Here is a 13,714-nt window from a genome sequence, read left to right as displayed (position 1 = left end):
CGGGTGGCGGACAAGCGTATACAGCCGTTGGACGGAGTGCGTGTCCTCGAACTTGGCAACTATGTAGCCGCACCAACCGCAGGTCGGATTCTCGGCGATTTCGGCGCCGACGTCATCAAGGTCGAACGGCCAGGAACAGGCGATGAGCTGCGCAATTGGCGGCTTTACGGCGGTGACACCTCGATGCTCTATCGCACGGTCAACCGCAACAAGCGTTCGATTGTCCTTGATTTGCGCACCCAGGCTGGTCGCGATGTCGTGCTGGATTTAGTCCGGCACTGCGATGTGCTGCTTGAGAATTTCCGGCCGGGCATGCTGGAGAAATGGGGCCTTGGGCCCGATGTGCTTGAACAGGTGAACCCGAACCTCGTCATTACCCGGATCTCGGCTTATGGCCAAACCGGGCCCATGTCGGCCCGCCCGGGCTTCGCCGCTGTCGCGGAAGCCGTTGGCGGCCTTCGTGAACTCGTCGGCGATCCCGACCGGCCGCCCGTGCGCGTCGGGGTGTCGATCGGGGACTCGATCGCGGGCATCTACGCGGCATTCGGCACGGTCATGGCACTTTTTCAGCGCGAACAGGTAGACGGGCCTATCCCACAGGTCGAGCGGATTATCGACGTCGCGCTCAACGAATCGATCCTGTCGGTGATGGAATCGCTCGTGCCCGACCACCTCGCGTACGGGATCAATCGCGAGCGCGTTGGCGGGCGAATGGAGGGCATCGCGCCGTCGAACGCGTACCCGACAAGCGACGGATTCAGCATCATCATCGGCGGCAACGGCGACGCGATTTTCCAGCGGTACATGACCGTCATCGGTCGCGCTGACCTGGCAACTGACCCGGAATTGGCCGACAACGCGGGCCGTTGGCGCAATCGTGAACGGCTCGACGCGTCGATCGCCGAATGGACGATCACCAAGACCCGCGATGAGGCGTTAGCGTTGCTTGACGCGGCAGCCATTCCCTGTGGCCCGATTTACACCGCGGCCGACATTGTCGCCGATGAGCAGTACCGTGCTCGGGACATGATTCAACATTTTGCTGTCGACGTTGGCGAGGATGAACCTCGCAGCGTTGGTTTTCCGGGCATCGTCCCGGTGATTGGAGACAAGTCCCTGCCTATCCGCAATGTCGGCCCTGACCTTGGCGAACACACCCATGAGGTGCTGTCGGAGGTGCTGGGGATGAGTCCCGACCAGATCGCCGCGCTGGAGGGTGCGTCATGACCCGACGAGTTCACGGCCGCCGGCGCCCACCTGTCCGCAATAAGTGGGAGCCGCGTGGACCCGGTCATGTGCGACCCACTGTGCACCCCGCTCCAGCCAGCGTTGGCGACAAGCTGTTTGGTGGGGTGATGTGCGGGCCGCCGCGCCCCGTTTCATCGACCGCTCCGGCTGCCGAGAAACGCGCATGACCGCGCCGGTGTTGCGCGATGTCACCTTGCGCGACGGACTGCAGCTCACCGGCAAGGTGTTGCCCACCGAAACCAAGGTCGCCGTCGTGCGGCGGCTGCTCGCCGCCGGCGTCGAAGCATTAGAGATCGGGTCGATGGCTCGGCCGGATCTTGTTCCACCCGTTGCCAATTCGCTCGACCTGATCGCCGCGCTCACGCCGGAAGAGCTGGCGAAATGCTGGGTGTGGGTCGCGACGCCACGGCATGTCGCCAAGGCCGCCGCAGCGGGCGCGCGCAATTTCCAATACTGCTTCTCGGTGAGCGACGCCCACAATCGGGCCAACATCGGTCGTGATACCGACGCGTCGCTCGCGGCGATGCCCGAGGCCATCGAGTACGCCAACGAAGTCGGTGGCAGCATTCAGTTGTGCCTAGCGACGGCGTTTACGTGCCCCTTCGACGGTGACGTCGATCCGGACCGCGTACTTGAGATCGCCAACGACCCGCGCGCGGTCGGCGCGACCGACATCGTGCTCGCCGACACGCTCGGCCAAGCGCATCCAGGACAGGTCAGCGCGCTTGTCGCCGCGGTCCGCGACCATTCGCTGTCGCGTCGAATCGTCTTTCACGGGCACGACACGTGGGGGATGGGCGTGGCGAACACGCTCGCGGCCGTCGCCGCGGGCGCGACGATGGTCGACGGGGCGCTTGGCGGGCTCGGCGGTTGCCCGTTCGCCCCCGGTGCGTCCGGCAATACCGCGACCGAAGACCTGCTCTTCGCGACGCGGCCAGGGTGGTTCACGCCTGAAGTGCTCGCTGACCTCGCCGGACTGTCGCGCGAGTTGCTTGCTGAGTTGGGCGAGCCGAATCGGTCGCGTGCGCTTGAAGGCGCGTTTTCCAAAGCCGACGCCTTCGACTGGGTTGTTGGCTAAGAGCTCAATAAGAGGTGAGATATCCGGGCGAACCCGGATGGCGCGCCGATAATCGGCCAGACAGACTGGACACATGACATCGCTTGACAAGGGGCTCGACACCGAATCCAGCCCTGCCCACGCGGCCGCCGAGATCGCGGCCGCCGCCGAAAACCTGGTGAAGGTGTACGGCTCAGGTGACACCCAGGTCAAAGCGCTCGACGGAGTGTCGGCCGACTTCGCCAAGGGCGAGTTCACCGCCATCATGGGCCCGTCCGGTTCCGGTAAATCCACCCTGATGCACTGCCTGGCCGGCCTCGACGTGGCCAGCTCGGGCGAGGTCCGCATCGGTGATACGGCGCTGACCGGCCTGAACGACAAGCAGATGACCGCGCTGCGTCGCGACCGCATCGGCTTCGTTTTCCAGGCATTCAACCTGGTCCCCACGCTGACCGCACTGGAAAACATCACCCTGCCGCTCGACATCGCGGGTCGCAAAGCCGATCAGGAATGGCTCGACACGGTCGTCAAGCGCCTCGGTCTGGCCGACCGCCTCAGCCACCGACCCACCGAGCTTTCCGGCGGTCAGCAGCAGCGCGTCGCCTGTGCGCGCGCCCTCGTCGGCAAGCCCGAAATCATCTTCGGCGACGAACCGACCGGCAACCTCGACTCGCACTCCTCGGGTGAAGTGCTGTCGATTCTGCGCGCGAGCGTTGACGAGTTTGGCCAGACCGTCGTGATCGTGACCCACGATCCGCGCGCGGCCTCCTACGCCGACCGTGTCGTTTTCCTCGCCGACGGCCGCATCGTCGACGAGTTGCGCGACCCGACGCAGGACTCGGTGCTCGACCGGATGAAGGCGCTGGAAGGCCGATGAGCGCTAGTCCCATGCGCAAGGTGGCCTTGCGCAACCTCGCCGCGCACAAGGTGCGCCTTGCTCTGACCCTCCTTTCGGTGGTGCTCGGCACCGCCTTCATTTCCGGCTCGTTCGTCTTCACCGACACGCTTCAGCGCACCTTCGACGGCATTTTCGAAGGCCAGGCTCAAGGTGTTGATGTTCGAGTTAGCCCCAAGGGCGCGCAGTCACTCGGGCTGCCGACCAACATCGTCGACGCCCTCGGCAAAGCGCCCGGGGTGGCACGGGTCGCGCCCGCGATGAACGGCCCAGTCGTGCTGTTGGAACCCGATGGGCGCAAGGCCGTGCAGACCGGCGGCGCACCCAGTTTCGGACTTTCGTATTTGCCTCCTGACCAGGCTGTAGAGACGGCGGACAAGTACGTCGCGGGCAAGCCACCGAGCGTGCCGGGCGAGATCGCGCTCAACAGTGGTGGCGCGACGAAGGCCGGCCTGCACGTTGGGGATAAGACCAAGGTGCTTATCCCTTCGCGCGGTGAGCCGTTCGAGGTCACGCTCACCGGCATTTACGACATGCCGGGAACCGCTGGCGGCGGTGTCGTCGCGGTGCAGTTCACCCAAGAACAGGCCCGCAAGCTGTTCACCGACGGCTCGCACGTTGCCTATGCCGACCTGCGCGCGCAGCCGGGCGTGAACGCCGACGAGTTGCGCGACACGCTCGCCGCCCAACTGCCCAACTACAAGGTGCAAAACGCTGAGCAGGTTCGCGACGACATGCAAAAGCAGATCTCGGATGCCCTGACGTTCATCAACTACTTCCTGTTGGCGTTCGGGTCGATCGCGCTGATCGTCGGCACGTTCATCATCTACAACACGTTCTCGATGATCGTCGCCCAGCGGCTGCGTGAACTCGCGTTGCTGCGCGCAATTGGCGCGAGTCGTCAGCAGGTCGGTCGCTCGGTTGTCAGTGAAGCGGTGGTGATCGGGCTGATCGGTAGCGCGCTCGGTCTCGCGGCCGGCATCGGGCTTGCCTACGGGCTCTCGGCGATGCTGAACGCCTTCGACGTTGGGCTGCCTACGGGTTCGCTGACCGTGCTGCCCCGTACGGCCATCGTCGCCATCGCGGTTGGGCTGATCGTCACCGTTGCGAGCGCGTACGCACCGGCCCGTCGCGCGGCCAAGGTGCCCCCGGTTGAAGCGATGCGGTCGGAATTCGCGAGCATCGGCGACTCCCTGCGCCTGCGCACCATCGCTGGCACTGTCCTCGCGGTTATCGGTGGCGCGCTCGTGTTCTTCGGGGCACGTGAGTCGGGCAAGACCGCCGCGTCGATTGTGGGTATCGGCGCGCTCGCGTTGATTCTCGCTGTCCTGCTTGCCGCGCCCGCGCTGTCGCGGCCCATCGTCGGCGCGCTTGGTGTGCTCACGCGCCCGTTCGGCCCGATCGGCCAGATGGCACGTAATAACGCGGTTCGCAACCCGCGGCGCACCGCGGCGACGGCGTTCGCGCTGACCCTCGGACTGATGCTCGTCTCGGCCATCGGCATTCTCGGCGCGTCGGCGAAGACGAGCGTTTCGGTGCTCATCGACAAGGGCGTCACCGCGGAATACGTGCTTGCTGGGCCCCAGATGATCGGCGTGCCGATCGGTGCGGTCGACGCGGTTCGCGCCCAGGTTCCCGGCGTCGCCGACGCGACCGGGGTGCGAGCGGTCGGCTTCAAGTTCAAGGACGAGACCATCGGCGCGACGTCGCCCGACGGCCCGCTCTCGCCCGTGATCGACGTGAAGATGACCCAGGGCTCGGCCACGCTCGGCGAAGGCAAGACGCTCGTGAGCGAGACGGCTGCGGCGGATCACGGCTGGAAGGTCGGCGACAAGGTCGGCATTACCAGCCTCGACAACCGGCCGCTTGAACTCACCGTCGGCGGCATCTACACCGACTCCGCGCTGATGGGCGCGATGGTCGTTGACCCGGGCATCTACGACGACCTGATGCCGCAAAGTCTGCGGACCAACGTCTTCGTGCTCGTGAAGGCGCGGCCCGGCGCTGACCTCACCGCTATGCGCACCAACTTGGAGAAGGCGACCGAACCGTTCGTCATCGTCCAGGTGCAGGACCACGAGCAGTTCAAGGGCGCTCAGGGCGCGCAGATCAACACGCTGCTCGCGATTCTCTATGGGCTGCTCGCGTTGGCCGTCGTGATCGCGGTGCTCGGCATCATCAACACGCTCGCGCTGTCGGTGGTCGAGCGACGTCGCGAGATCGGCATGCTGCGCGCGGTGGGCACCCAGCGTGCCCAGGTGCGCAGGACGATCTACCTCGAGTCGATGCTGATCGCGGTATTCGGCGCGATCGTCGGTCTGGTGCTTGGCGTCGCGCTTGGGGTTGGGTTCCTGCGGACCCTGCGTGACCTTGGTATCGACCAAATCACCATCCCGTGGACGCAGTTGGTGATCGTGCTGATCGCTTCGGCCATTGTCGGTGTGCTTGCCGCGGTGTGGCCGGGTGTGCGCGCGGCGCGGACGCCCCCGTTGGCAGCGATCGCGGACCTGTAGCAGTCGCTCGACGATATCGGCCCTCGCGCTACGTAGGCGGGGGCCGATCTCGTTTGTCCAGAACCGCTTAGCTTGCCGGAGCATGGGTGTGGGCCCACTGGGTCAGGTCGCCCCGGTCGAGCGCTGCGGCGAGCAGGGCGGGGAACTTGTCCGGCGTGCAGGCGAAGGCTGGAATGCCAAGGGCCGCAAGGGCTGCCGCATTGTCGTGATCGTAAGCGGGCGCACCTTCGTCCGAAAGGGCAAGCAGCACAACAACTTGCACGCCCGATTCCTTCATCGCATTGCATCGGCGCAGCATCTCGTTGCGCACGCCACCCTCGTAGAGGTCGGAGATGAGGACGAACAGGCTGTCGGTCGGGCGCGTGATGAGCGACTGCGAGTAGGCGATCGCGCGGTTGATGTCGGTGCCGCCGCCGAGTTGCGTGCCGAACAGCACGTCGACCGGGTCGGTGAGGTGCTCGGTGAGGTCGACAACCTCGGTATCGAAAACCACAAGCGACGTTTTGAGCGACCGCATCGACGCGAGCACCGCGCCGAACACCGACGCGTAAACGACGCTGGCCGCCATCGAACCGGATTGGTCGATCGCGAGCACGACGTCGCGCTGGACCGCCTGGGCCTTGCGTCCATAGCCGACCAGGCGTTCGGGCACGATCGTGCACTGTTCGGGCAGGTAGTTGGCTAGATTCTTGCGAATTGTTCGATCGAAGTCGATGTCACGCAGCTTCGGTCGATGCGTGCGCGCGGACCGATTGATCGAGCCACTGACGGCCGCGACTGTTTCGGCGGCGATGCGCGCCTCGATGTCGCGCACCACCTTCTCAACGACCATGCGCGCGGTGGCCTTGGTCGTTTCGGGCATCACGTGGTTGAGGCCGAGCAGCGTGCCGACGAGGTGTACGTCGGGCTCAACGGATTCAAGCAGTTCGGGTTCGAGGAGCAGCTGGGTGAGGTCGAGTCGGCGGACCGCGTCGCGCTGCATGACCTCGACGACCGTGGTGGGAAAGTAGGTGCGGATGTCGCCGAGCCAGCGCGCGACCTTCGGCGCTGAACTACCAAGGCCCGCACTACGTTTCGACGAGCCCGCTGGCTTGTCGGTGTTGTAGAGCGCGGCGAGCGCCTGATCCATTGCCTGGTCGGCGCCGGAGCCGAGGCCGCCTAGCTGTTCCTCGGCGGCCTGACCGAGGACCAGACGCCAACGGCGCGAAGCATTTTCGGCTGCGTCGGTCATGAGCGGCGCTCCTTGCTTGTCGTGCTGACAGTGGTCATTGGGCTGCCGCCAAGATCGCGGTCGCCGCGTGCAGCGCCATGCGCCCGCGAAGGGGATCGACCGCGATCGTTGCGGCGGTTTCGCTCGTGGAAACGCCATCGCGCAACGCTTGGCTCGCCTGACCGATCGCGCGACGTTCGCCCGATTCGAACGAACCGAACGTGCGGCGTAGCAGGGGAAGGGTGGCGACGAATTGATCTTCGGGCAGCGCTATAAGCCATTCGTCGATGCGGCGCAGCAACTCTCGATCGTGCACGAGCAGCAGACCGCGTCCGCCGAGGAAGCCGTCGATCCACGCAGCCTTCGCCGCTGGTGTGTTGCCGATCGACAACGCCGCGGACAGTCGTCGCGCTGATTCGGCGTCGTCGATCCGTTCGGCATCGCACAGCAGTCGGACTAAACGGCCGGTGATGGCCCCATGCACGTCGTCGCGGTCGGCGATGCGGTGCAGCGTGGTAAGCCACTCGTCGGTGGCGTGCTCGTCGTCGCGGACGCTGATCGCCGTGTGTGCGGCGTCGAGTTGGGCGCGCAACGCTTCGGCGGCGTCGACGTCGAGGCCCGTAACCGCACTCGGTAGACCAGCACAAATGCGGACAAGGAGACCGTCGGCGACATGCAGTAGCGCTTTGGTGTCGGTGCCGCGCACGTCGCCGTAGCGCAGCGTGCGGGTGAGGCCGGGGAGTGCGCTCAGCAGGTGGGTGACGTCGGTGTCGAGCGCGGCGACAGCTTCGAGCCTCCTGATCAGCCCGTCAGTCGCGCCGCCTAGGTCGGCGAGCAGTGCCGTCTCAAGCGCGTCCGCGAGCGCGGTGACGGTTACGTCGTCGCGGTTGGCGAGGTCGAGGATCTTGGCCTCGGCCGCGGTCTTGAGAGTGTTGCCCCACACCGCCGCTTCCACGATGCGCACTTCGAACTCGGGTTGCCAACGCAGCGACCAGGATTCGCGAAAGGTGCCGGTGTTGCGCACCTCGCCGACGGTCGGTGTGCCCCACCCGACGCCGAGCAATCTCAGTCGATGCAGCAAGTGCGAGCGTTCGACGTCGCGCTCTTTGCGCAGGTCCAGGTCGAGTGCGCGCTCAAGCGCTTCCGGCTTGAGGCGCAGTGACTTGCTGCGGGCTCGTAGGTCGGCCGCGAGCGGAACCGTTGGTGTGTTGTCGGGTACGCCGCCGAGCTGTTCGCCGACGACGAGTTCGTCGGTGACGAAACGCAGCAGGGTTTCGTCACCACCGCACATCACCGACCGCACTGCCTCGGTGACTTCGGAAAGGCCAGCGAGGGGCCGATTACGCAGGGCGGCAAGGCTTTCCGCGAGACAGACCGCTTCGATGATGTGCGCGCTCGACACTGGTAGGTCGTGACCGCGCAGCACGCCGGCGACCCTTGTGAGCCAGCGTGCGATCGGCTGCCGCGTCTCGGTGAAGAGGTGGTGATACCAGCCGGGCGAGGTGATGCCCGCGCCGTACCCCGACGTGGATGCGAGCCGGGAATGCGTCCACGGCACCCAGGTAAGCGACGCTTTGACCTTGGGTAAGCCCTTGAGCAGCCGCGCATCTGGCGCTGCTGGGCCGAGCGGGCCGCTGAGCGCGGGGGCATGCCACGCGCCGCACACCACGGCGACACGTTGCGCGCCACCTTTGAGCGCGGCGCGAATGGTCTGCCGCATGTACGCCTCGCGGCGCAGGGTTTGTTGGTCGACGACGAGGTTGCTTTCGCGCGGCGTTGAACCGGCTACCTCGGACGAAATGTCGTGGACCCGACCGTCGCTGCTCGCGCCCTCGCCGCCGCAGACCCCGCCGCTGCTTCCGCTGTCGCTGTCGCGGTGGTTCGCGTCGCTGCCATTGCTGCCGCTGCCACTGTCGCTACTGGTGGCGCTGCCGCCCCGACCGCCGATGTCGTACGGGCTGCCGGTATCGCTGTCGCTGTCGCTGTCGCTGTCGCTGTCGTCGCGCAACGCGCCCATTGCTTCGGTGATCGCGTCGAAAGCCGCGCTGTCGGGGGCGGATTCGATGACCGCGTCCCACCAGCGTTCGAAGTCGTCGTAACCGGCTGCTGCCGCGAGTTCGCCGAGTGGGTCGCCCTGTTCGCGTGTCTCGTCCTCGCTCGCCAGCACCGCGCTGGCTGGCAGATCGCAAAACCGCACGGGGACTTCGTGATCCACGCCGTAGCGCATCGCCTGCCATTCCGGCGAGAACACCGCGAACGGCCAGAAGCTGGCGCGTGCTGGCGCGTCGGGGACGTAGGCGAGCAGCGCGACGGGTGGGGTCATGGTGTCGGCGGCGACGAACCCGACAAGCGGGTCCGCGTCGGCTGGCCCCTCGATCAAGATCATGTCGGGTGCGAACTCGTGTAGCGCGGTCCGCAGCGACCGCGCGGAACCGGGACCGTGGTGGCGTATCCCGAACACCCGGGTTACGGGCTCAGTGTTGTTCATCGGCATCCTTTAGCGAGGCTGCTTAGCCGGAAATCTCGCGGCAAGCGCGGTAGAAATCGGCCCAATCAGGACGTTCACGCACGACGGCTTCGAGGTATTCGGTCCACACCACCGCGTCGGCGACGGGATCCTTAATGACCGACCCGAGCACCGCGCCCGCGATGTCGGACGCGCGCAGCACCCCGTCGCCGAAGTGCGCCGACAGCGCGATGCCGTTGGTGATCACCGAAATCGCCTCAGCTGTCGACAGCGTGCCGGTCGGCGACTTGAGCTTCGTCCGCCCGTCAGCGGTGATGCCCGATCGCAGCTCGCGGAAGACGCGAACGACGCGACGCACCTCCTCAGCGGCGGCGGGAACGGTCGGCAATTCGAGTGCGGCACCGAGTTGTTCGACGCGACGGCTGACGATCGCGACCTCGGAATCCTCGTCGGCGGGAAGTGGGAGGACCACGGTGTTGAACCGCCTGCGCAGCGCCGATGACAGGTCGTTGACGCCACGGTCGCGATCATTCGCGGTCGCGATGACATTGAAGCCCTTCGCGGCCTGGACCTCGGTGCCCAGTTCCGGCACGGGCAGCGTTTTCTCCGACAGGACGGTGATGAGCGCATCCTGGACGTCGGAGGGGATGCGGGTGAGTTCCTCGATGCGGGCGATGGCACCCGTTCGCATCGCGGTCATGACCGGTGACGCGACAAGGGCGGCCGGGCTTGGACCTTCGGCGAGCAGGCGCGCGTAGTTCCAGCCGTAGCGAATGGCTTCTTCCGCCGTGCCGGACGTGCCCTGCACGAGCAAGGTCGACGAGCCACTGATGGCAGCCGAAAGATGCTCGGACACCCAGGTTTTCGCGGTTCCGGGCACGCCAAGCAACAGGAGCGCGCGGTCAGTCGCGAGTGTCGCGACCGCGACCTCCATCAGCCTGCGCGGCCCGACGTACTTGGGCGTGATGACGGTGCCGTCCTCAAGCGTGCCGCCAAGGAGATACGTGACGACCGCCCACGGCGACAGCTGCCACGAAGGCGGGCGCGGCCGGTCATCGAGGCGGGCGAGCGCGGCGAGTTCGTCGGCGAACGCCTGTTCGGCGTGTGGGCGAAGGAGGCCGGTTTCGATTTCGGTGACGGTCAACGTAGCTCCTCAAGCATGGTCGCGCGATCGCGGAGATCGCTTGCGAGTCGGTGGAATGCCTGCTGCCAGGCGGGATCTTCGGTGGTGTCGGCGAGCGTGGTGACGCGCGCGGCGAGGTCGGGTGGGAAGTGCACGCCCGCCGCGGTGAGCAGGGCACGGTCGGAGTAGACGCCCACGTTGTCGCGGTTGGCGCGAGCGGTGGTGCGCGCGCGTTCGCCGAGTAGTCGCAGGATGTGGTCGGCGACCCGAGCGGGCCACGGATGGGCGAGCCCGGGCAGGATCGCGTGAAGCTCGGTGAGTTGGTGGGAGTCGAGGTCGAGTACATGCTCGACCCGGTCATCGGCGTGCAGCAGTGAGAACAGTTCGCGTCGGCGTAGCACGGCCTGCTCGGTGGGGGATGCGTGGTCGAAAACCGCACGCGCCCAGGTGTGGTCGCGTTGGGCGAGCGTCGCGTCGACGAGGCCGTCGACAAACGCCTTGGCGTACCGCGGCGGCAGGTCGAGGCTGAGAACTGAATCGGCAGTGATGTTGGGCTGGCCAGTGACCGTCTGCCACCCGGTGAGCGGCATCGAGGAAACCGCCTGACGGAGCGTTTTGACGGTTGAATCCGGGGTTTCCCACCGTAGGTGCGCCTGGTCGGTGCTGTCAGACAGACCATCGCGACGTGCGTCGGCGTCGAGCGTCTCCGGCACAGCAACAGCTACTTTGCCGTCTTCGTCCAGCGAAAGCCACGCGCTGACCCGCGCGATCATTCGGGTGCCGAACGCGGCATGGGGCAGGCGCGTGAGCAGACTGACGGCGGCGCGGCGCACATCCCCACGCCGGTCGTCGAGCGCGGTTTCGAGCAGGGCCTCATCGGTGGTCGCGAGGTTGTCGGCGAGCAGCGAAAGGAGTTCGGCCTTGATGGGGCCCGATTCCTTAGCCCAGCCGTCAGCGAGTACCGCGACGGCGACCGTTGGATTCGTGCGGCGAAGGTTCGCGAACCAGTCGGTGCGCTCGCCAGCGGTCCCGTAGCGCCAAACCTCGTCGGCGACAAGCTGTTCGGTTGTGAACGCCGCCGTTGGCGTTTGATCGGCGCTGCCCGCACCGAGCGGGAACGCGTCGACCAAATTCGACCAGCCGGGGTTGTGCGGTGCGAGCCAGCGACCGCGCGTGCCCGCCAAGCGAAGGAGTTGTGGCCGCATGCTGGTATCGGCAGCGGCGCCTACCAGCGCTTGGACGCACAGCGCATCGGGCAGGCGGTAATCGAATTCGCTTGCCGCACTCAGCCATTCGCGAAGGAACGGCGACTTGGTGCTCAATAGCTGCGAGAGCCTTGCCGCGGCGAGTGTCGGCAAAAGCGGGCGCGGATCGGAAGGGGCTGGCGCACAGGGGATTACCGGCGCATGCGCGGGCGTGTGACCCCCGCTGAGATACAGCTCGTAGAGCGACGCGGCCTCAAGTAGCCGGGTCGCGGGCTCGCCTGTCCGGTTCGGCAGCGCGGCGATGAGTTCAGGCTCAAGCGTGATCCCGTCGATGGTGCGACGCGCGGTGCCCATCAGGGCGACGGAAACCAGTTCGGCCAGTTCGGGACACGGGGACGCGACCGCTAGTTCAGGCGTGCCGACGGCCTCAATCTCGGAAACGACGCCTGCCTCGAGCACCGAGATCGGGTCGAAGCCAGCTTCGGTCCATTCGCCCATCACGGTGACGGGATGACCGCCAGAAACCGCGAGCAACCGCAACGACTGGCGAGCCGCGATGACGGGCAGCGCGGTGCGGTTCGTATCGATGAGCCACCAGCCCGCAGGGTCGGGGACCGGAATGACGTCGACAAGGAGTGCGGGCCACGATCGCACCCACGGATCGGCACCTAAGGCTTGGGCGTATGCGGTGAGCGCACCCTCGATGCAAGTGGTCGACGGCGCGCTGGACTCGGCACCAATGCCGGGCGGGTTAGACCGGGCAATGTCGGTGGCCGAGTGCCCGCTCAGCGCGGTGGAGAGGGGCTGGGGCACCGTGGCGAACGGTTGCGGTGCGTGGTGGCGCGTGCCCCACTGAGCGCGCAGCGGAGCCGGTGCGGGGTAAAAGTGCAGGTCGGCATCGACTTCGTAACCCGGTGCAGGTACTTCACTAGAGAAACGTGGGCTGCCGTGGGAGTGCTCGATGAACAGCGCCCATCGGCCGCTGCTTCGCCCGCGCAACCACGTGCGGCGCGTGTGCAGCGCGTCTTCCTCGGTAACCCGCATGCCAAGCACTTGCCACACATCGCGGACGGCGGGTTCGGCGAGCACGGTATCGGCGCGCATCGGGTAACCAACGTGCGCCCGCACGCCCGCCTGCAATGGCTCGGGCAACGTCGCGAGCCCGCGATAGGCGCGAACGAGGAGATGCAGACGCGCGTACTCACGCAACAGGAGCGCGGGCCAATGTTCGGTAGTGGTGACGGCGCGCGGCAGCTTGCGCAGCGATTCCGCGACGCCGGGCGCCTGCGCGTCGACCATGCGCGCGGCTATCGCTTCAAACGTCGCGTACGACCGATCGGCTTGTGCGAGACCGGTTCTCACCTGGTCGGCAAGCCAGATTTCCAACTCGGCAAGCCCGGCGGCGACCCGAGCACCACGCGCTTCGAGCGCCTCCGCTGAAATCGGCTTGCTCGACGTGGCTTTCGGCGCGGCAGCTTTCGCCGCGCGTCCCGCCAGCCACTCCGCAGCGAAGTCGGCCGGCTCTGTGTGTGCCGCAACGCCGTTCGCCGCCCAGTTCAGCAACAGCGAGAGCGCGTGTTTGCAAGGAAACTTGCGGCTCGGACAGGTGCATTTGTAGGCGGGACCAGCCAGGTCGACAATGGTCTGATACGGCTTGCTGCCGCTGCCCTGACACAGCCCCCACACCGCGTTCGCAGTAGCGCCAGTTTCGCGCCAGCGGCTCGCCAGTTTGCGCGCGGCGGTGAGTGAACTGGCATCTGGTGCGAGCGCGCTGACCTGTTCGGCGGTCAACACGGTTGGCGTCTCGGTCATCTCATTCCCCCGTTCGGTGATGAGAGAAATATGTACCCGAACCCACCGACAAGTTTCGTTGGCGCGGACAAAACCGCTGGACAACCGTGGTGCGCAAGCGCATTCGACAACCGGGTCTTGTCACGAACAATATTGTCTGGCATTCTGTCGTGTTCGGCCGAGCCGGACCGTCAGCCTCACTTTT

8 protein-coding genes are annotated in these 13,714 nt (G+C 66.4%); 4 read left to right on the top strand and 4 right to left on the bottom strand.

Features of this window, described 5'->3' with window-relative positions:
* Positions 1-3 precede the first annotated feature (3 nt).
* From IEX78_RS08800 to IEX78_RS08785, 4 genes are all read left to right on the top strand, one after another.
* Positions 4-1,227: a CaiB/BaiF CoA transferase family protein gene (locus tag IEX78_RS08800; protein WP_229683822.1), complete on the top strand. Its 1,224-nt coding sequence runs from the start codon at positions 4-6 to the stop codon at positions 1,225-1,227.
* 184 nt (positions 1,228-1,411) lie between these two features.
* Complete coding sequence (locus IEX78_RS08795) at positions 1,412-2,326, top strand: hydroxymethylglutaryl-CoA lyase-like TIM-barrel protein (RefSeq protein WP_188828430.1); 915 nt, start codon at positions 1,412-1,414, stop codon at positions 2,324-2,326.
* Between the two features lie 73 nt (positions 2,327-2,399).
* Positions 2,400-3,182 (top strand): ABC transporter ATP-binding protein, encoded by a 783-nt coding sequence (locus IEX78_RS08790; protein WP_188828429.1) that lies wholly within the window; start codon positions 2,400-2,402, stop codon positions 3,180-3,182.
* Positions 3,179-5,713 carry an ABC transporter permease gene (locus IEX78_RS08785; protein ID WP_229683821.1) on the top strand — a complete coding sequence of 845 codons (2,535 nt, stop codon included), beginning with the start codon at positions 3,179-3,181 and terminating at the stop codon, positions 5,711-5,713. Before IEX78_RS08790 ends, IEX78_RS08785 begins: the two co-directional genes overlap by 4 nt.
* A 67-nt stretch (positions 5,714-5,780) precedes the next feature.
* Here IEX78_RS08785 and IEX78_RS08780 read toward each other — a convergent pair whose 3' ends face one another.
* The 4 genes from IEX78_RS08780 to IEX78_RS08765 are packed head-to-tail and all read right to left on the bottom strand — an operon-like array spanning position 5,781 to position 13,530.
* On the bottom strand, positions 5,781-6,944 hold the full coding sequence (locus IEX78_RS08780) for a VWA domain-containing protein (protein WP_188828428.1): 1,164 nt from the start codon (positions 6,942-6,944) through the stop codon (positions 5,781-5,783).
* Between the two features lie 34 nt (positions 6,945-6,978).
* A complete protein-coding gene (locus tag IEX78_RS08775; protein WP_188828427.1) occupies positions 6,979-9,411 on the bottom strand; it encodes a DUF5682 family protein in 2,433 nt (810 codons plus the stop codon).
* Positions 9,412-9,433: 22 nt separating this feature from the next.
* On the bottom strand, positions 9,434-10,534 hold the full coding sequence (locus tag IEX78_RS08770) for an ATP-binding protein (protein WP_188828426.1): 1,101 nt from the start codon (positions 10,532-10,534) through the stop codon (positions 9,434-9,436).
* Positions 10,531-13,530, bottom strand: a complete 3,000-nt coding sequence (locus IEX78_RS08765; protein ID WP_188828425.1) for an SWIM zinc finger family protein — start codon at positions 13,528-13,530, stop codon at positions 10,531-10,533. Before IEX78_RS08765 ends, IEX78_RS08770 begins: the two co-directional genes overlap by 4 nt.
* Positions 13,531-13,714: the final 184 nt, after the last annotated feature.

Origin of the sequence: Nocardia camponoti, assembly GCF_014646135.1 — a bacterium.
Lineage (GTDB): Bacteria > Actinomycetota > Actinomycetes > Mycobacteriales > Mycobacteriaceae > Nocardia > Nocardia camponoti.
This window is presented reverse-complemented; position numbering and strand designations above follow the sequence as displayed.